General features: G+C 63.8%; 17 protein-coding genes and 1 riboswitch. Of the genes, 5 read left to right on the plus strand and 12 right to left on the minus strand.

Annotation, left to right across the window (positions count from 1 at the left end):
• Positions 1-9: 9 nt before the first annotated feature.
• The gene (locus BTN82_RS30160) at positions 10-609 is read left to right on the plus strand and encodes a YceI family protein (RefSeq protein WP_007932534.1); all 600 of its coding nucleotides are present in this window, start codon (positions 10-12) and stop codon (positions 607-609) included.
• 206 nt (positions 610-815) lie between these two features.
• Here BTN82_RS30160 and BTN82_RS30165 read toward each other — a convergent pair whose 3' ends face one another.
• The 5 genes from BTN82_RS30165 to ahcY all read right to left on the minus strand — a co-directional run bounded on the left by BTN82_RS30165 (position 816) and on the right by ahcY (position 7,399).
• Positions 816-2,693 (minus strand): DEAD/DEAH box helicase, encoded by a 1,878-nt coding sequence (locus BTN82_RS30165; protein ID WP_075122645.1) that lies wholly within the window; start codon positions 2,691-2,693, stop codon positions 816-818.
• 224 nt (positions 2,694-2,917) lie between these two features.
• Positions 2,918-3,733: a substrate-binding periplasmic protein gene (locus BTN82_RS30170; protein WP_075122646.1), complete on the minus strand. Its 816-nt coding sequence runs from the start codon at positions 3,731-3,733 to the stop codon at positions 2,918-2,920.
• 56 nt (positions 3,734-3,789) lie between these two features.
• On the minus strand, positions 3,790-4,872 hold the full coding sequence (locus BTN82_RS30175) for a hypothetical protein (protein WP_075122647.1): 1,083 nt from the start codon (positions 4,870-4,872) through the stop codon (positions 3,790-3,792).
• Positions 4,873-4,954: 82 nt separating this feature from the next.
• Positions 4,955-5,800, minus strand: coding sequence for a methylenetetrahydrofolate reductase [NAD(P)H] (gene metF / locus BTN82_RS30180; RefSeq protein ID WP_075122648.1), 846 nt, complete (start codon positions 5,798-5,800; stop codon positions 4,955-4,957).
• Between the two features lie 189 nt (positions 5,801-5,989).
• On the minus strand, positions 5,990-7,399 hold the full coding sequence (gene ahcY / locus BTN82_RS30185; RefSeq protein ID WP_075122649.1) for an adenosylhomocysteinase: 1,410 nt from the start codon (positions 7,397-7,399) through the stop codon (positions 5,990-5,992).
• A 22-nt stretch (positions 7,400-7,421) separates the two neighbouring features.
• Positions 7,422-7,528, minus strand: a riboswitch (S-adenosyl-L-homocysteine riboswitch).
• A gap of 197 nt (positions 7,529-7,725) precedes the next feature.
• Here ahcY and BTN82_RS30190 point away from each other — a divergent pair.
• Entirely contained in the window at positions 7,726-8,130 is a 405-nt protein-coding gene (locus BTN82_RS30190; protein WP_053281242.1) for an acyl-CoA thioesterase, read from the plus strand.
• A gap of 77 nt (positions 8,131-8,207) precedes the next feature.
• On the opposite strand, the gene BTN82_RS30195 is transcribed toward BTN82_RS30190, so the two are convergent.
• Both BTN82_RS30195 and BTN82_RS30200 read right to left on the minus strand, forming a co-directional pair.
• Positions 8,208-9,467 (minus strand): cation:proton antiporter, encoded by a 1,260-nt coding sequence (locus BTN82_RS30195; RefSeq protein WP_075122650.1) that lies wholly within the window; start codon positions 9,465-9,467, stop codon positions 8,208-8,210.
• Positions 9,468-9,612: 145 nt separating this feature from the next.
• Positions 9,613-10,782 (minus strand): MFS transporter, encoded by a 1,170-nt coding sequence (locus BTN82_RS30200; protein WP_075122651.1) that lies wholly within the window; start codon positions 10,780-10,782, stop codon positions 9,613-9,615.
• A gap of 211 nt (positions 10,783-10,993) precedes the next feature.
• Here BTN82_RS30200 and BTN82_RS30205 point away from each other — a divergent pair, with 211 nt between their 5' ends.
• Both BTN82_RS30205 and BTN82_RS30210 read left to right on the plus strand, forming a co-directional pair.
• Positions 10,994-11,827, plus strand: coding sequence for an EamA family transporter (locus BTN82_RS30205; protein ID WP_075122652.1), 834 nt, complete (start codon positions 10,994-10,996; stop codon positions 11,825-11,827).
• 39 nt (positions 11,828-11,866) lie between these two features.
• Positions 11,867-12,253, plus strand: a complete 387-nt coding sequence (locus BTN82_RS30210; protein WP_075122653.1) for an MAPEG family protein — start codon at positions 11,867-11,869, stop codon at positions 12,251-12,253.
• A 130-nt stretch (positions 12,254-12,383) separates the two neighbouring features.
• Here the strand turns inward: BTN82_RS30210 and BTN82_RS30215 are convergent, their stop codons facing one another.
• A complete protein-coding gene (locus tag BTN82_RS30215; protein WP_075122654.1) occupies positions 12,384-13,559 on the minus strand; it encodes a murein transglycosylase A in 1,176 nt (391 codons plus the stop codon).
• Positions 13,560-13,687: 128 nt separating this feature from the next.
• Between BTN82_RS30215 and BTN82_RS30220 the strand changes: the two genes are divergently transcribed.
• The gene (locus BTN82_RS30220) at positions 13,688-14,137 is read left to right on the plus strand and encodes a c-type cytochrome (protein ID WP_075122655.1); all 450 of its coding nucleotides are present in this window, start codon (positions 13,688-13,690) and stop codon (positions 14,135-14,137) included.
• A gap of 52 nt (positions 14,138-14,189) precedes the next feature.
• Here the strand turns inward: BTN82_RS30220 and BTN82_RS30225 are convergent, their stop codons facing one another.
• From BTN82_RS30225 to BTN82_RS30240, 4 genes are all read right to left on the minus strand, one after another.
• On the minus strand, positions 14,190-14,585 hold the full coding sequence (locus BTN82_RS30225) for a DUF1090 domain-containing protein (protein WP_075122656.1): 396 nt from the start codon (positions 14,583-14,585) through the stop codon (positions 14,190-14,192).
• Between the two features lie 98 nt (positions 14,586-14,683).
• Positions 14,684-16,366 (minus strand): NAD-dependent DNA ligase LigB, encoded by a 1,683-nt coding sequence (gene ligB / locus BTN82_RS30230; protein WP_075122657.1) that lies wholly within the window; start codon positions 16,364-16,366, stop codon positions 14,684-14,686.
• Between the two features lie 213 nt (positions 16,367-16,579).
• Positions 16,580-17,770 (minus strand): methionine adenosyltransferase, encoded by a 1,191-nt coding sequence (metK, locus tag BTN82_RS30235; RefSeq protein WP_075122658.1) that lies wholly within the window; start codon positions 17,768-17,770, stop codon positions 16,580-16,582.
• A 19-nt stretch (positions 17,771-17,789) separates the two neighbouring features.
• Positions 17,790-18,785 (minus strand): ArsR/SmtB family transcription factor, encoded by a 996-nt coding sequence (locus BTN82_RS30240; RefSeq protein ID WP_075122659.1) that lies wholly within the window; start codon positions 18,783-18,785, stop codon positions 17,790-17,792.
• Positions 18,786-18,918 lie beyond the last annotated feature (133 nt).

The following is an 18,918-nucleotide window of genomic DNA, read 5'->3' on the forward strand; positions in this document are numbered from 1 at the left end:
ATAGAAAGCATGTTGAAAAAGACTCTCGCCGCTCTGGCAATCGGTTCCGCCCTGCTGTCTGCTGGTCAGGCGATGGCCGCGGACTATGTGATCGACAAGGAAGGCCAGCACGCCTTCGTCGACTTCAAGATCAGCCACCTGGGCTACAGCTTCATCACCGGGACCTTCAAGGACCTGGACGGCAAGTTCAGCTTCGACGCAGCCAAGCCTGAAGACGCCAAGATCGAAGTCAACGTGCGTACCGCCAGCGTGTTCACCAACCACGCCGAGCGCGACAAGCACGTCAACAGCAAGGACTTCCTGGAGTCGGGCAAATTCCCTGACGCGAAGTTCGTGTCCACCAGCGTCAAGCCTACCGGCAAGAATGCTGACGGCAAGCAGACCGCTGATGTAGCTGGCGACCTGACGTTCCACGGCGTGACCAAGCCAATCGTGGTCAAGGCCACCTTCCTGGGTGAAGGCAAGGACCCATGGGGCGGCTACCGCGCAGGTTTCGAAGGCACCACCAGCATCAGCCGCAAAGAGTTCAACAAGGATGGGATGGATGTTGGCCCGCAGTCCGACACCGTTCAGCTGTACATCACCTTCGAAGGTGTGAAAGCGAAGTAATGCTTCGCCGTAGCCGCTGCCGAGCCTGCGAGGCTGCGTAAAGGTCCGCAGGACCTTGGGCCCTCGAGGCCTGCGACCGGTTCCCGCTCGATTGCGGCCTCGGCACCGGCGACAGAAGCAAAGAAATGCCCCAGGCATAGCGCTTGGCCTAAACAAAAACGCCCCTGATCTTGCGATCAGGGGCGTTTTTTATTGCCGTGGAAAACTCAGCGGTTGCGGGTCAGCAAGGCTGGTTTCTCGCCACGCGGACGGCTTGGCAGTTGATCGAGCTGCTCGGGTGTCGGGAAGCGGTCGGCTTTCGACTCCTTGTGCATGATCTTTGGCTGGTTGCCGCGAGGGTTTTGCACCGCCGGCTCCTGACGCGACTGGTCGTCACGGGCCGGGCGGCGATTGCGCGACTCTTCGCGACGGGCCTGGCCGTCACGTGGAGCGCCACTGCGCGGGCCGTTGCGCTTGGCGCCTGGGGTGCCGCTACCACCAGCCCCCCCGCTATTGGCGCCATTGTTGTTGCGCTGACCGCCGGTGCGACCCTGGCCGCCGCTGCGTGGGGCATTGTTGTTGGCCGCGCCCTGGCTTGGCGCGCCCGGACGGCGGCCGCGACCCTGGTTCTTGTTCTGGTACGGGCTGACGTAGTCGGCTCGGTTGCCGAAGTTATCCACGTCGTCGTCCAGGAACTCTTCCGGGTCACGGTCGGCGCTTGGCTTCGGCTGGCGCTGCTCGCGCGCCGGGGTGCCTTCGCGCGGCTTCTGTTCGCGGGCCGGACGGTCGCCGCGAGCGGCTGGTTTTTCCTTGTCCTTGCCTTTGTCCTTGCCTTTGTCTTTGCGACCGCTGCCACCGCCACCGCCGTTCGGGCCATCGCCGCGCGAGCTGCGGGAGTTACGCGGGTTGCGCACGTCCGGACGCTCGCGCACTTCCGGTTTCTCGGCTTCCACGGTGCTGGCGTCGAAGCCTGCCAGATCGCCGTCGGGGATCTTCTGCTTGGTCATGCGCTCGATGCTTTTGAGCAGCTTCTCTTCGTCCGGCGCAACCAGCGAGATCGCTTCGCCCGAGCGACCGGCACGGCCGGTACGGCCAATGCGGTGCACGTAGTCTTCGTCGACGTTCGGCAGCTCGAAGTTGACCACATGCGGCAGTTGGTCGATGTCCAGGCCGCGGGCAGCGATATCGGTGGCGACCAGGATGCGCACTTCACCGGCCTTGAAGTCGGCCAGGGCCTTGGTGCGGGCGTTCTGGCTCTTGTTGCCGTGGATGGCGACGGCGGTCAGGCCGTGCTTGTCCAGGTACTCGGCCAGGCGGTTGGCGCCGTGCTTGGTACGGGTGAAGACCAGCACCTGTTCCCAGGCGCCGGCGGTGATCAGGTGGGCCAGCAAGGCACGCTTGTGGCTGGCGGGCAGGCGGAACACCCGTTGCTCGATGCGCTCGACCGTGGTGTTCGGCGGCGTGACTTCGATGCGCTCGGGGTTGTGCAGCAGCTTACCGGCGAGGTCCGTGATGTCCTTGGAGAACGTCGCGGAGAACAGCAGGTTCTGGCGCTTGGCGGGCAGGCGCGCGAGGACTTTCTTCACGTCGTGGACGAAGCCCATGTCGAGCATGCGGTCGGCCTCGTCGAGCACGAGGATTTCCACGTGCGACAGGTCGACGCTGCCCTGGCCGGCCAGGTCGAGCAGGCGGCCGGGGCAGGCCACCAGCACGTCGACGCCGCGGGCCATGGCCTGGACCTGGGGGTTCATGCCGACGCCGCCGAAGATGCAGGCGCTGACGAACTTCAGGTCGCGGGCATAGAGCTTGAAGCTGTCATGCACCTGCGCGGCGAGTTCGCGGGTTGGGGTCAGGACCAGGACGCGCGGTTGGCGCGGGCCGTGACGCTGGGATTTGTCCGGGTGACCGTTGGGAAACAACCGTTCCAGGATCGGAAGGGCGAAACCGCCGGTTTTACCAGTACCTGTCTGTGCCGCCACCATCAGGTCGCGACCTTGCAACACGGCGGGAATGGCCCGCTGTTGCACCGGAGTAGGCTGGGTGTAGCCGGCGGCTTCGATGGCGCCGACTAAAGCCTCGGAGAGACCGAGGGAAGCAAAGGACATGAGTAATCCTGTTTTAGTGAGGGCTTGGCCCAAAGGGATAGTCTTGCCGGGCGCGAATGGCGTTCAAGAGGACGCAATCCCGTCCGGTCCTGCTGGCTCCTGAAGGCTCTTCGCGAGGGCTCGCGCGGGCCTTGTGGCTGCGCTGTAGCGGTATCGAGAGGCCTTGAACAGGGTCGAGCGTCCGGGCGTGAGCCTGGCGGGAAGGCCGGAGTATAACAGAGCAATCAGCGCGCGCTGCGTTCCTGCTGCTCAACGGTTTTCAGCGGCCTATCGAGCGCAGGGGTGTCGGAGCCGGCGACGGCCGGCGCCGCTCCATAACGAGCGCTCAACTCGGCGTAGGCCGGTTCCTGCTTGAAACGCTTGAGTTCGGCACCGAAACGTTGCACCAGCAGGTCCATGCCGGCGTTGCGCCGCACGGCCAGGAACTGGCTTTGCCGGCTGATGACCACGGGGTTTTCGCTGATCTGCTGGCGAATCTGCAGTTGGTCCAGCAGGTACTGGCCGACCCGCCGGTCGGTGATCAGCAGGTCGATGCGACCGCGCAGCAGCTTGCCGAAGTTGGCTTCGTGGGTCGGCGCCGGCTCCTGGGTGAACAGCGTGGACTCACGAAATTCCTGGCTGTACAGGTAGCCGGGGGAGGTGCCCACCGTCAGCCCGCGCAGGTCCTCCAGGGTGCGGAACGGGTGGGGCCGGGCGTTGGCGTAGAACATCACGAACTCGACGTCCGACAACGGTTCGTTGGGGTAGAGCAGGCTGCTTTCGCGCTCGTCGCTGTGGAAGATGTCCAGGGCGCCGTCGGCCTGGCCCTGCTCGAGCATGGCCAGGCAGCGCTTCCAGGGCAGGAACTGCCATTCGACCTCGATCCCCAGGCGCTGGAAGACAATGGCCGTGGTTTCGTAATCCAGCCCCCGGGCCTTGCCCTGTTCTTCGTAGACGTAAGGGGCCCAGGGCTCGGTGACAATGCGCAACTTCTCGCCATGGGCGGTCAGGCTCAGGCAAGCGAGGAAAAAGGCTGTCAGCAGTTGGACAATGGCGGGCATCGCTGGAGATTACGACGAGAGGTTGTCCAATGGCTAGAGGCTGTCTATCTCAAGCTTCAGTCGGCTTTTGTCTCGATCAGGTGCAGGTAGATCGCCCTGCGCCGCCGGCCCAGTACCAGGCGAATGACCGGATGGTTGAACCAGCGTTCGAGTTGGTGGCTGTTGAGTGGCTTTTTCAGCCGGCCTTCGGCGTTTTCCCGGGCCTTTTCCCACCAGACCGGGGCGCAGGCCTGATCGAATTCGTTGGTGTGGCGGTAGCAGCCATAGAGGATCTCGCGCATGAACTGGCGCTGGTGTCCGGGCAGGGCCAGGGTCACGACCTTGTAGGCCAGGCGCAGCAGTACCGGCGGACGTGGCAGCGTCGCGGTGACCAGGCGGGTTTCGTCCAGGGCGACCGTGCTGGTGGGGGCTGCGCTGTGCTTGTTCAGCCAGGCCTTGGTCTTGGCGCGAAACAGCTGCTTGCGGCTCCAGTAGTGGTGGATCAGGTCGGGGCATTCGCGGACCTGCTGGTTGCGGTAGGCCGCCACCGACAGGCAGAACTCTTCCAGGGTGTAGGCGCCATGGGCCAGGGGATACAGCTCGTCCATCAGGGCGATGGAGCGCTCCAGCACATCGGCATCGGTGCGGTGCAGGCCGATGACCCCGGAGTTGAGCAGCGGCATCCGGTCGTCGGCCAGTGAGCGTTCACGCAGCAGGTCGGCCAGATGCTGGTAGAGGCCGGATTCCTTGTTGGCGCCGTAGCACATGCCAAAGGCGTTGCACAGCAGGGTACCGGGCTCGATACGGCGGAACAGCTCCAGCGGCGAACAATGGAAGAAGGTGTCGGTGTCGATCAGCAGTGCCAGTTCGGATTCTTGCAGCACTTGGCGCATCACCACATGTTTGGCGCGGAAGTGGTAACCGTGCGGTGCGATCCACGCCTGACGGGTATTTTCGTCCAGTGGACGCACGCGCACGGGCAGGTCGCGATAAGGCGCGGCATTGTCGGTGAAGACCTGGATGTCGAGGGCCTCTCCCGGTGTTTCACGCAGCCCGGCCAGCGCGCTGGCGATACTGAACACGGCTTCCTGGTGGTAGGTCGCGGCACCGTAAACCAGGTAGATCAATTGCGGGCGCGCTGCGGTACTGCCTGTGGACATCTACGGCGATCCTTCGGATGGATAGGGGGATAAAAAAAGGCCTTGGATTTCGCCAAGGCCTTTTTCTGATGCGGTCGTGCGTTTAGCGCGGCAGCTTCAGATTGTTCCAGACGGCGAGGCTCGGCTCAGCCTGGTTCAGGGTATAGAAATGCAGCCCTGGCGCACCGCCCTGCAACAAACGTTCACACATTTCGGTGATGACCTGTTCGCCGAACGCCTGGATGCTTTGGCTGTCGTCGCCGTAGGCTTCCAGTTGCTTGCGGATCCAGCGTGGGATCTCCGCGCCGCAGGCATCCGAGAAGCGTGCGAGCTTACTGTAATTGGTGATCGGCATGATGCCCGGAACAATCGGAATGTTTACGCCCATTTTCTGAATGCGCTCGACGAAATAGAAGTAGCTGTCGGCGTTGAAGAAATACTGGGTGATCGCACTGTTGGCCCCGGCGTTGGCCTTGCGCACGAAGTTGTTGAGGTCGTCTTCGAAATTGCGCGCTTGCGGGTGCATTTCCGGATACGCCGCCACTTCGATGTGGAAGTGGTCGCCGCTCTCTTCGCGAATGAAGCTCACCAGGTCGTTGGCGTGACGCAGCTCGCCGCTGGCCATGCCCATGCCCGAAGGCAGGTCGCCGCGCAGGGCGACGATACGCTTGATGCCGGCTGCCTTGTATTGGCTCAGCAGGCCGCGCAGGTCGGCTTTGCTGTCGCCCACGCAGGACAGGTGCGGCGCGGCCGGAACCTTCACTTCGCTCTCGAGTTGCAGCACGGTGTTGATCGTGCGGTCGCGCGTCGAGCCGCCGGCACCGTAGGTGCAGGAGAAGAAGTCGGGGTTGTAGCTGGCCAACTGACGGGCAGTGGCGAGCAGTTTTTCATGCCCAGCATCGGTCTTGGTCGGGAAGAACTCGAAGCTGTAGCGACGGTCTTGGGACATGGAGGAAACCTCCAGCTACAAGCCGCAAGCCACAAGCTGCAAGAGTAGCGGAGGTGCGCTCAGCTCTTGTGCCTGGAACGGGCCGCTTGAAACTGTTTAAGCAAATAGGGACGAAGCCGCAAGCTTCGAGCGGCAAGTACGGCTTGTGGCCTTTGCTTGCCGCTTGAAGCTCAAAGCTTGCAACTGCTTTTAGTACCGATAAGCGTGTGGCTTGAACGGGCCTTCGACGGTCACGCCGATGTAGTCGGCCTGGGTCTTGGTCAGTTGAGTGACCACGCCACCGAAGCCGCGGACCATTTCCAGGGCCACTTCTTCGTCGAGTTTCTTCGGCAGTACTTCAACGGTCAGGCGCTCGGCTTTCTGGGCCGGCGACAGGTCGGCGTACTTCTGGCCGAACAGGAAGATCTGCGCCAGTACCTGGTTGGCGAACGAGCCGTCCATGATGCGGCTCGGGTGGCCGGTAGCGTTGCCCAGGTTCACCAGGCGGCCTTCGGCCAGCAGAATCAGGTAGTCGTCGTTCTGGGCGTCGAAAGCACCGGCGCCGGTACGGTGGATCTTGTGTACCTGTGGCTTCACTTCTTCCCATGCCCAGTTCTTGCGCATGAAAGCGGTGTCGATTTCGTTGTCGAAGTGACCGATGTTGCAGACCACGGCACGCTTCTTCAGGGCCTTGAGCATGTTGGCGTCGCACACATTGACGTTACCGGTGGTGGTCACGATCAGGTCGATCTTGCCCAGCAGGGCCTTGTCGATGCTGGCTTCGGTGCCGGTGTTGATCCCGTCGATGAACGGCGAAACCAGTTCGAAACCGTCCATGCAGGCTTGCATGGCGCAGATCGGGTCGACTTCGGAAACCTTGACGATCATGCCTTCCTGACGCAGGGACTGGGCCGAGCCCTTGCCCACGTCGCCGTAGCCGATGACCAGCGCTTGCTTGCCGGACAGCAGGTGGTCGGTACCGCGCTTGATCGCATCGTTCAGGCTGTGACGGCAGCCGTACTTGTTGTCGTTCTTGCTCTTGGTCACCGAGTCGTTGACGTTGATGGCCGGGATTTTCAGCTCGCCCTTGGCCAGCATGTCCAGCAGGCGGTGTACGCCGGTGGTGGTTTCTTCGGTCACGCCGTGGACGCGATCCAGCACCTGCGGGTACTTCTTGTGCAGCAACTCGGTCAGGTCGCCGCCATCGTCGAGGATCATGTTGGCGTCCCAAGGCTGGCCATCCTTGAGGATGGTCTGCTCCAGGCACCACTCGTACTCTTCTTCAGTCTCGCCCTTCCAGGCGAACACCGGGATACCGGCAGCGGCGATGGACGCAGCGGCCTGGTCTTGAGTCGAGAAAATGTTGCAGGACGACCAGCGTACTTCGGCGCCCAGGGCAACCAGGGTTTCGATCAGCACGGCGGTCTGGATGGTCATGTGGATGCAGCCGAGGATCTTCGCGCCCTTGAGCGGTTGTTCGGCGGCGTACTTGCGGCGCAGACCCATCAGGGCCGGCATTTCCGACTCGGCGATGATGGTTTCGCGACGGCCCCAGGCGGCCAGGGACATGTCGGCGACTTTGTAGTCGGTAAAATCTGCGGGCGTGATTACAGCGCTCATGAAGAGCCTCCATTCGTAAGTATGCGAATGGGCGCCGTTGTGCGTTTAGTGACTGATCGAACCTTCGCGACCAGACAACGCCCCATCCGAGCCTGACAGGTCGAACCTGCTGCAGCGCCCCTCGGACAGGTGGCGGGAAAACGGTACCAGCTGAGCGTTACCGTTTTGAAACGGAGGCGATTATAGCCGGGTGCCTGCGACTTCCCAAGGATTTCCGTCGGACGATGCGCGAACAGTAATCGCGACCATAGTAGAAGCCCAATAGAGCTCTGCGCCGGGGTCTGCCATGATGCCGGCATCAATCGGCAAGACGGTCAGGAGTGAGCATGAATTTCCACACCCGCAAATGGGTAAAACCCGAAGACCTCAACCCCAACGGCACGCTGTTCGGCGGCAGCCTGTTGCGCTGGATCGACGAAGAAGCGGCGATCTACGCCATCGTCCAGCTGGGCAACCAGCGCGTGGTCACCAAGTACATTTCCGAAATCAACTTCGTCAGCGCCTCGCGCCAGGGCGACATCATCGAGCTGGGCATCACCGCCACCGAGTTCGGCCGCACCTCGATCACCCTGACCTGCGAAGTGCGCAACAAGATCACCCGCAAGAGCATTCTCACCGTCGAGAAGATGGTCTTCGTCAACCTCGGCGAGGACGGCTTGCCGGCGCCTCACGGCCGTACCGAAATCAGGTATGTGAAGGACCAGTTCAAGGACGACGAGCCCGTCGCCTGACCCGCAAACCCCTTCCCCTTGTAGGAGAGAGCAAGCTCGCTCCTACAGGTACAGGTACAGGTACAGGTTCGGGAGTGTCAGTGAGCCTCGGGCACGGCGGGCGGTGCGTCCTTGGTGACATGACGCACCAGCTTGCCGATGGTCAGGCCCTGCAAGAGGATCGACGACAGCACCACGATGTAAGTGATGCTCAGCACCAGGTCGCGCTCCGGGCCCAGCGGCAAGGCCAGCGCCAGGGCCACCGAAACCCCGCCGCGCAGGCCGCCCCAGGTCAGGACCCGGATAGTGCCGCGCGGCACGCTGCGCCAGCGGCGTAGCAGGACGATGGCCGGGGCCACGGTGAGCAGGCGCGAGAGCACGATGGCCACCGCCAGCAGGCTCGCGGCCAGCAAGTGCAGCCAACTGAACGGCAGCAGCAACAGCTCCATGCCGATCAGGGCGAACAGCAAGGCATTGAGCATGTCGTCGAGCAGCTCCCAGAAACCGTCCAGGTAGCGCCGGGTCATCTCGTTCATCGCCAGGTTGCGCCCAAGGTTGCCGATGATCAGGCCCGCCACCACCATCGCGATCGGCGCCGAGACGTGCAGTTCGCTGGCCATCGCCGAACCGCCGATCACCAGGGCCAGGGTCAGCATCACCTCGATCTGGTGCTGCTCGATGCTCTTGATCATCAGGTACACCAGGTAACCGATCAGCCCGCCGAACACCACGCCGCCGATGGCTTCATGGGCGAATAGCAGGGCGGTGGCGCCAATGGTCGGGGTCTCGCCGAGCTGGGCGATGCCCAGCAGCACGGTGAACACCACCACCGCGGTGCCGTCGTTGAACAACGATTCGCCGACGATGGTGGTTTTCAGCGGTTTGGACGCGTTGGCGGTGCGCAGCACGCCGAGCACCGCGATCGGGTCGGTCGGCGAGATCAGGGCGCCGAACAGCAGGCAATAGAGGAAGCTCACGTGCCAGCCGAACAGGCCGAAGATCCAGTAGGCCAGGCTGCCGATGACGAATGTGGCGATCAGCACGCCGACCGTGGCCAACAGGCCGATGGGCCAGCGATAGCTGCGCAGGTCGTTGAGGTTGACGTGCAGGGCGCCGGCGAACAGCAGGAACGACAGCATCCAGTTCATCAGCAGGTCGCCGAAGTCGATCTGGCCGATCAGCTGTTGCACACGCTCTTCCAGGCCGGGGTAGCCGAGGAAGCTCAGGCCTTGCAGCAGCAGGGAAAACAGCAGGGCGGTGACCATCACGCCGATGGTCGGCGGCAGGCCGATAAAACGGAAGTTGACGTAGGTCAGCAGGGTGGTCAGGCAGATAAAGGCAGCGACAAGCTCGAGCATCCGGACTCCTTTGGATCAAAGCGTGAACAGAACGCCCGAACACCATCGGGCACAAGATTGGATGGACCGCTGGCGGGCGGGGGCACACCGGCCAGGAAAGTTCAGATTGTTCTATTGGCGCGTCGGCCCGAGGCGCGGCCCAGACTCAACCTGATACGTTGACCGCGGCAGTGCCGCGACGTTGCAGGTAAATGAAGAACAGCGCGGTCAGCACTGTCAGCCCGCCGACCAGGGCGCCGGTCCACGGCAGGTCGGCCAGGTCGGCGCCGCTGGCGACCACCAGGCCGCCGATCCAGGCGCCGGCGGCGTTGCCCAGGTTGAAGGCGCTCTGGTTCAGGGTCGAGCCCAGGTTGGGCGCCTCCGAGGCCTGGTCGATGATCAGCAATTGCAGGATCGGGCACAGGGCGAAGGCGAAAATGCCCCACAGCACCAGGGTGATCGCCGCCGGGATGACGGCCTGGCTGGTCTGGCTGAATGCCGCCAGCACCAGCACCACGGCCAGCGCCATGGCCACCAGCGACGGCAGCAGGCGGCTGTCGGCCAGGCGTCCGCCGAGCATGCTGCCGGCAGTCAGGCCGACGCCGAACAGCAGCAACATGATGGTCACGCCATGGGGGCTGACGCCGGTGACGTCCTGCAGGATCGGCGCGATATAGGTGAAGACGCTGAACAGGCTGGTGGACGCCAGTACGCTCATGCCCAGGGCCAGCAGCACATTGGCCTTGCCCAGCACCTTGAATTCGCTGGCCAGGTTGGCCTTGTCCATGGCGATATGCCGGGGCAGCCAGAGCCATTGGGCAATGGCCGCCAGCACGCCGATCACCGACACCGCCCAGAAGGTCGAGCGCCAGCCGGCGTATTGCCCCAGCGCGGTGCCCAGGGGGACCCCGAGCACATTGGCCAGGGTCAGGCCGGTGAACATCATGGCGATTGCCTGGGCCCGCTTGTTCGGGGCTACCAGGCCGGCGGCGACCACTGAACCGATACCGAAAAACGCCCCGTGGCACAGCGCGGTAATCACCCGCGCGGCCATCAGCGTGGCGTAGTTCGGCGCCAGCGCGCAGAGCACGTTGCCGAGGATGAACATCAGGGTCATGCCCAGCAGCGTGGCTTTACGCGGCATGTTGGCGGTGCCGACGGCGAGGATCGGCGCGCCGAATACCACGCCCAGGGCGTAGCCGGTAATCAGCAGGCCGGCGTCGGGAATGCTGACGGACAAGTCACGGGCGACATCGGGCAACAGGCCCATGATGACGAATTCAGTGGTGCCGATGCCGAAGGCGGCAACGGCCAGTGCAAGCAAGGCGAGTGGCATGCAAGGATTCTCTGTCTGTAGTCTTGACGCGCTGATCAGGCATACGCATGCCGGCTGTGTCCCTCCAGTGGATCGAGTCCAGCGGATCGGGCAGCGGCAGACATTATTGGAATAGGTACATGCGCAACTGAGTGCGGCGTGGTCGGCGTCAGTATAGACAGCCGCCGCGTTCAGGTGAATCGATTCTCTTCAAGTAAACAGGGAGTGTGAGGTGCTGGCGACAACTCTGGTTCTGGTGGCGGCGTTGCTGCATGCGGCGTGGAATACCCTGATCAAGTTCAGTGGTGAGCGGTTACTGGTGGTGGCTTGCATGGACAGCGTCGCCTTGCTGTTCGTGGCGCTGATGCTGGGGTTCGTCGAATGGCCGCCGCTGGCGCTCTGGCCGTGGATCCTGGCGTCGGCGGTCTTCGAGTTGCTCTATCGCTACCTGTTGATCCAGGCCTATCGGGTCGGCGACCTGGGCCTGGTCTATCCGCTGATGCGCGGTCTTTCGCCGTTGGTGGTGCTGGCCCTGACCCTGATCTTCGCGGGCGAGGTCCTCAGCCTCCAGCAGATCTTCGGCATCCTGCTGATTCCTTTCGGCATGCTCTGCCTGCTCTGGCAGGGCGGAGGCGGCGACCGCCTGCCGTGGTCGATGCTGCCGGTGGTGGCGCTGATCGGCCTGTGCATCGGTTGCTACACCTTTATCGACGGCCAGGCATTGCGCCGCTGGTCCCATCCGCTGGATTACCTGGTGTGGGTGACGCTGCTCAGTGCCTGGCCGTTTCCGCTGCTGGCGCTGCTGCGCAAGCGGGCGGCCTTCACCCTGTTCTGGCGCGAGCAATGGCAGCTGGGGTTGAGCGTCGGGTTCTGTGTGTTGTTCAGCTACGCTCTGGTGCTGTGGGCGATGCAACTGGGATCGATCGCCGAGGCGGCGGCGCTGCGGGAGATCAGCGTGATCCTGGTGGTGCTGTTTGGCATGCGCTACCTGAAAGAGCCTTTCGGCCGGCCCCGGCTCCTGGCTTGCGGCCTGGTGCTGATCGGCATGCTGGTGATGAAATTCTGACCCCGCTCCCTTCCTATAACGTTAAAAAAGGACCCTGCCATGACTGTCGCTTTCTGGTGTGTATTGATCGCAATCGTTCTGCCTTACCTGTGTGTCAGCGTCGCCAAGTTCAGCGGAGGCACCTACGGCGCGCAGCATAACCATGACCCGCGGGCCTATCTCGCGACCCTCGAGGGGTTCGCCAGGCGGGCGCATGCGGCGCAGCTCAACAGTTTCGAAGTGACCCCGGCCTTTGCGGCCGGGGTGATCATTGCCCATATCGCCAATGTCGCCGAGCTGGTGACCATCGATGTCATCGCGGTGCTGTTTATCACCAGCCGCCTGCTGTACATCATCTGCTACCTGGCGGACTGGTCGATCCTGCGTTCGCTGGTGTGGTTCGTCGGCATGGCGCTGATCGCCAGCTTGTTTTTCGTCTCGATCTGACCTGTCGCCGCTGCCGAGCCTGAGCGCGCAGCGCTCCGACGAGTGTCAATGCATGCTCAGGTTTGCGCCTGCTGCGTCGAAATGCCGCCCAAGTCGATCGCAGCCTCGCGGGCTCGGCAGTGGCTACAGGCTACTTGCTGTCGGCGACCTCGGGCACTTTTGGCAGCGTGGCGCCCTTGGGCCAGAGCATCCAGATCTGGCCCTGCTGTTTCATGTCTCCCGCCAGTTGCCCGGCCGCCTCGCCAGTGCCCCAGAACAAGTCGGCGCGCACTTCGCCGGTAATCGCGCCGCCGGTGTCCTGCGCCGCCACCGGACGGATCAGGCTGCTGCCGTCCGGGCGGGTGGTGGAGAGCCACAACAGGCTGCCCAGGGGAATCACCTTGCGGTCCACTGCCACGCTGTAGCCGGAGGTCAGCGGCACGTTCAGCGAACCGCGCGGGCCTTCGTTGCTGTCCGGGTTGCGGTTGAAGAACACATAGCTGGGGTTGCTGCCCAGCAGTTCCGGGATGCGGTTCGGGTTGGCCTTGGCCCAGGCCGCGATGGTGCCCATGGTCACGTCTTCTTTCTTCAGCTCTCCCTGGTCCACCAGCCAGCGGCCGATGGGCCGGTACGGATGGCCGTTCTGGTCGGCGTAGCCGATGCGCAGTTGGCGCCCGTCGTCCAGCTGGATGCGGCCCGAACCCTGGATCTGCAGGAATTGCAGGTTCATCGGGTCGGTCAGCCAGGCGATCACCGGCGCCTTGACCCCGTTGGCCTCGATGGTCGCGGCATCGTCGTAGGGTTTCAGCACCCGGCCTTCAAGGCGACCGCGCAGGCGCTTGCCCTTGAGTTCGGGGTAAATGCTGTCGAGGGCGACGACGATCATGTCTTCCGGCACGCCATAGACCGGCACCGACGCGGTCTTGGTCTGGCTCAGGCTGCCCGGGTAGACCGGTTCGTAGTAGCCGGTGATCAGGCCGTTGCTGCTGCCGCTGGCCGAGCGCAGGCCATAGACGTCCAGGTGTTGCTTGAGGAAGCTGCGCACGTCGAGGGCGGTGAGCGGGACGCTGGCCGCGGTGGCGCAGGTCGGGCCCCAGACTGGGTCGGCCTTCAGCCGGGTACAGGCGCTGCGCCAGGAGCCGAAGCCGGCCAGCAGGTCGTCGTCGGACACGCTGGGCAAGGCTTCCCAGGTGGCGCTGGTATAGGTGGCGATGGCGTGGGTCTGGGGCGGCTTGCCGACTTCGCCGCCATTGCAGCCGGCCAGCAGGATCGCCGTTGGTAGGGCCCAGGCCAGGTGTCGGCGCCACAGTTTGAAGCGGGTATTCATGGGGTATTTCCTTTGTGGCTTGCCCGGGCGGATTAGGCCGTCGGGCAACCCATATTATTAATAGGGCTATTGGTCTTTGCCGGGCAGGCGAGGATACTGGCGGCCGTTTCCCGTGACCCGAAGCCACCATGACTCTTAAAAGACTCTCTGTTGTATTGCTGGCCTGCCTGACGTTGTCCGCCTGCGGCGGCGTCGATCCGAACTCTCCGCTGGGTCAGCGCAAGGCGATCTTCAAGCAGATGCTCAAGACCGGCGAAGACCTGGGCGGCATGCTCCGCGGCCGCATTCCGTTCGATGGCCCGCGTTTTACCGAGGGTGCGATCAAATTGGACAGCTTGTCTCACGAACCCTGGAAGCACTTCCCGCAGGTCAAGGAACAGGACCACACCAGCGCGACCGACGATGTCTGGCAGAAGCAGGCCCGTTTCCAGGAACTGGCCCGCACCCTCGAGGCGGCCACCGGTGAATTGGTGATCGCAAGCCGAGTCCAGCCCTACAAGGCCAGCAACCTGGGGCCGGCGGTGCAGAAGGTCGAAGATGCCTGCAGCGCCTGCCATAAAGAGTTTCGCGATCACTGATCCCGTTGCCTGAGGCGACGGCGGCCGGTGCTAGCGCCGCCGTCGCGCCGACTTACTTGTCCAGTTCGTCGAGGGCTTCCTGCAGTTCCTTGCGGGATTCGGCCAGCTTGTCCTTGCGTTTGTTGATCTTCTCGGCGTCGCCTTTCTTCATGGCCTTTTCCAGGTCGGCCTGACGCCGGCTGACTTCATGCTTGGCTTCCAGCACTTTGTTTTCGCGCTCCTTTTTCAGCGAGGCGTCGGTGCAGTTGGCGGTGGTTTCGCTCAGGGCTTTTTCCAGGCCGGCCTGTTGTTCGCTGTTGCCGTGGGCCTTGGCCTGCTCGATCTGGGCGCTGATGGCCTGGCGCTTGGCGGCGCAGCCGGTCAGTTCGGGGGCTTGCTCGGCGGCCATCAGGGCGGAGGCGCTGAGACTGAGCGCGGCGAAAAGGGTGAACGGTGCAAGAAATTTCATAAGGGCTCCGTGTGAAAAAGGTCTGCATGTCAGGTGCGGGCGGTGGGCTGTTTGAGCCTGTCGCACCACTTGGGTTCAACTCCGCGGGAAGCGAGGGCTCAGAAGCCTTCGATCCCGGCGGCACGTAATTTTTCACTCAAGGCCAGGACCTGCGGATCGCGGAAGAAGGCACTCAACTGAGCGGCGCGTTCCGGGCCGATAGCGCTGTGGGTCTGCCATTGTTCGGTGGTTCTGGCTGCCAGTGCTTCCCAGCTGGATTCGAGCCTGGCGTTGCCGGTCGGGGGCAATCCGAGGGCCTTGAGCCATCGATGAAACGGCTGTTGGCGAGCACTGTGCAGGCTCTTCAGCAGGCGCGCGACGCTGCGCTCGCCCAGGCCGGCAATGTTAGCAAGCTCCGCGGGGTCGAGGGTCAACCAATCGACCAGCCCGTGGATCAGTTGTGCGTCTAGAAGTGTATTCCAGGTTCCGGGCCCTACATGCGGCAGGTTCAGCCCGGATTTGCCGCTGAGCCAGGTCAGGCGTGCCAGGAACTGGCTTCTGCAGCCGGGCAGGGGCTGCCAGCAACTGAGGGTGTGGAAGGCTCCGGCATCCGGGGGGTGTACCGCCAGACGCTGGCTTGACCGCAGGACCACGGTATCCAGGCGCGGTATGGTCAGGCCGGCCAGGCTGATCGACACGTGGTCGCCGGGGCGGATGTCCAGCTCCTGCCAGCGTGCCAACGACCCTGTACTGACCCGTCTGACCTGGCGGTCGTCGAGTTGGACCGGCTCGAGTTCGAGCACCGGGGTGATCCGGCCTGTGCGACCGATTCTGAAATCGACCTTGCGCACCACGGCCAGGGCCTGGGCGAACGGGTACTTCCAGGCGGCGATCCAATAGGGGGCCTTGGCTTGCCAGCGTTGTGCCTGCGGGCGCCTGCCCTGGCGCAGGACGATACCGTCGCTGGCAAAGGGCAGGGCCGAGCGGTACCAGGACTCTCGCCAATGCCGGACCTCGGCGAACGTGCTGGCGCGCTGGCTGTATTCGCTGCTTTCGGGAAACCCCAGGGCTTTGAGGCTGGCCAGCCGCTCCGGCAGGGTGTCCGGGCCTTGTGGCCAGTCCCAGACGAACAGGCCGATTTGCCCGGCCTGATCCCTGTCCAGCGTGTTTCGGGCGAGCAGGCCGGCGACCTGGCCACGGGCATTCAGGCTACCGGCATTGGCTTGTATGTGGTCGTTCTGGCGCCAATAGAGTTCGCCCTGCAGTAACAGGTCCCGCGGTTCGGGCAACTGCTTGGGGATGGCGCTTATCAAGCGAGCGGGAGCGGTCCAGTCCTGGCCCTGTAGGCCATCTCCGCGGCTGATGGCTTGCTGGAACTGTCCCCGGCGATAGATCAGCGTTACTGCCACGCCGTCGATCTTGGGTTGCAGCCAGACGTCCTCGCGCCCGGCGAGCCAATGCCGCACCGCGCTTTCGTCGGCCAGTTTCTCCACGCCGGTATGGGGAATGGGATGGCGGACGGTGCCGCGGGCGCTGCGCAGTGGGTTGTCGGGTTCCTGGATAACGCCGGGAAAGCAGCGTTGCCACTGCGCGAGCCGCGCGCGGGATTGGTCGTAAAGCTCGTCGGCCACCGGCGACTGGCCCGCGCGGTGGTAACTGTCGTCCCAGTGGTCGATTTGCCGGTGCAGGGCGTGCATTTCGGTGTGCGCCTGGGAGGCGCTCCAGTCGGGGCAAGTGCTGGCGGCGCCCGGCGAGGAGAAGGCGGTCAGGAGGCCGGCCAGCAGAAACGATCGGTAGGGCATGGGGAGCATCCTTGCTCGGGGGAATCTGCTTGCAGGCTAGAGGGGCGGGCTGGCGAGTGAAAGCGCCGATGGGTTGCCGGGTATTTCTCGGGAGTGGCTGGCGTGCTCGGCAGCGAGGCTGAGCGGGTTGGCGCGATAAACCATGACACCTTCAGGCACAAAAAAGCCCCGCAAGGCGAACCTTGCGGGGCTTGGGTGCTGCGGTGCCGGTGGTTACAGGCTGGCAGCGGCGCGCAGGGCTTCGGCGCGGTCGGTCTTTTCCCAGGTGAAGGTGGTGAAGGTGTCGTCGCCCACGGTCCGGGTTTGCGGGGTACGGCCGAAGTGGCCGTAGGCCGCGGTTTCGCGGTACATCGGGTGCAGCAGGTCGAGCATGGTGGTGATCGCGTACGGGCGCAGGTCGAATATTTCGCGGACCAGCTTGATGATCTTGTCGTCGCTGATCTTGCCGGTGCCGAAAGTGTTCAGCGAGATCGACGTCGGTTGCGCCACGCCGATGGCGTAGGACACCTGGATCTCGCAGCGCTCGGCCAGGCCCGCGGCCACGATGTTCTTGGCCACGTAGCGACCGGCGTAGGCCGCCGAACGGTCGACCTTCGACGGGTCCTTGCCGGAGAACGCGCCGCCGCCGTGGCGAGCCATGCCGCCGTAGCTGTCGACGATGATCTTGCGTCCGGTCAGGCCGCAGTCGCCCACCGGGCCACCGATGATGAACTGGCCGGTCGGGTTGATGTGGAACTGGGTGTCCTTGGACAGCAGCTCGGCAGGCAGCACGTGCTTGACGATCAGCTCCATCACGCCTTCGCGCAGGTCCTTGTACGACACTTCAGGGTTGTGCTGGGTCGACAGGACCACGGCGTCGATGCCGACCACCTTGCCGCCTTCGTAGCGGCAGGTGACCTGGGACTTGGCGTCCGGACGCAGCCACGGCAGCAGGCCGGATTTACGGGCTTCGGCCTGGCGTTGCACCAGTTGGTGCGAGAAGGTGATCGGGGCCGGCATCAGCACGTCGGTTTCGTTGCTGGCGTAGCCGAACATCAGCCCCTGGTCGCCGGCGCCCTGGTCTTCCGGCTTGGCGCGATCCACGCCCTGGTTGATGTCGGGGGACTGCTTGCCGATGATGTTCATCACGCCGCAGGTCGCACCGTCGAAACCGACGTCGGAGCTGGTGTAGCCGATGTCGGTGATGACATCGCGAACGATCTGCTCCAGGTCGACCCAGGCCGAGGTGGTGACTTCGCCGGCGACAATGGCGACGCCGGTCTTGACCAGGGTTTCCACCGCCACGCGGGCGTGCTTGTCCTGGGCAATGATGGCGTCCAGCACCGCATCGGAAATCTGGTCGGCGATTTTGTCCGGATGCCCTTCAGACACGGACTCGGAGGTGAAAAGGGAGTATTCGCTCATCTCGACGTTTTCCTAAATTTTACCGATGGTGAGTGTCGCCAGCCGGCCGCTGAAAATGGCGGACCTGGATCTGGAAACCATTACGTAAGCCTACATAGAGACTTTCCCCGGGAACGAGTCCCGCAGCGGTGGCCCAACGGGCCAGATCATCCTGGTCAAACCCCAGCCAGAGATCACCGCAGGCCTCCCTGGCCCAACTCTGGTTGTGGCTGCATAACTCTGTCACTAGCAGGCTGCCGCCCGGTTGCAGCAAACCGGCCATGGGCTTGAACGCGTCGGCCGGCGCGGCGAAATGGTGCAGGACCATGTTCAGCACCACGCAATCGGCGGTCAGCCTCACGCCATTCAATGCATCGGCCAGTTGCAGGCTGACGTTAGCCAGCGCTTCGCGGTCGCAGACCTGGCGTGCCAGGTCGAGCATCGCCGAGCTGTTGTCCAACGCGGTCACCCGGGCGAAGCGGCGGGCCAGTTCCGGCAGGAAACCGCCATCCCCGGGGCCGACTTCGATCGCCGTGGCGGTGTCCGTGAAGTTCAGCTTGTCGAGCAGTGCCAGCACGCTTTCGCGGTATTGCGGCAGTCCTGCGATCAGGTCCTGCTGGGCGCGAAACTTGTCCGCGACCCGGGAGAAAAAATCCTGGCTGGCGGCCGCTCGCTGGCGGTGCACCAGGCCGATACGCGACTGGACTTCACCGGGCAGCGCCAGGTTGTCCACTTCATCCAGCAGCGCGGCATGCAGCCGGCCGCCCAGCAGTTCGGTGTGGGGCAGGGCGCGGCGGTAGAAGATCGCGTTGCCTTCGCGGCGGGTCGCCACCAGGCCGGCCTGGGCCAGGACCTTCAGGTGGTGGCTCATGCCGGACTGGCCGATGGCGAAAATCTGCGCCAGTTCCAGTACGCCGAACGAGTCGTTGGCCAGCGCGCGCAAGACATTCAGCCGCAGCGGATCGCCGCCGGCCTTGCACAGGGCCGCCAGTTCGTCGCAATCGTCATGGCTGATGGAGGGCGCGCGTAGATTCATAAGGCCAGCAGTCTAGTGACGGCCCCCTAACCTCGCAAGACCAATATCAAAAAGTTTTGATATTGGTCGATAGATGGCACTTAACCGAGGGCGCTGTGTTCTACAGACGAACGGCGGAATGGTTTCATCAACC

This window comes from Pseudomonas chlororaphis (genome assembly GCF_001921865.1).
In the GTDB taxonomy this organism is placed as follows: Bacteria; Pseudomonadota; Gammaproteobacteria; order Pseudomonadales; family Pseudomonadaceae; genus Aquipseudomonas; species Aquipseudomonas chlororaphis_D.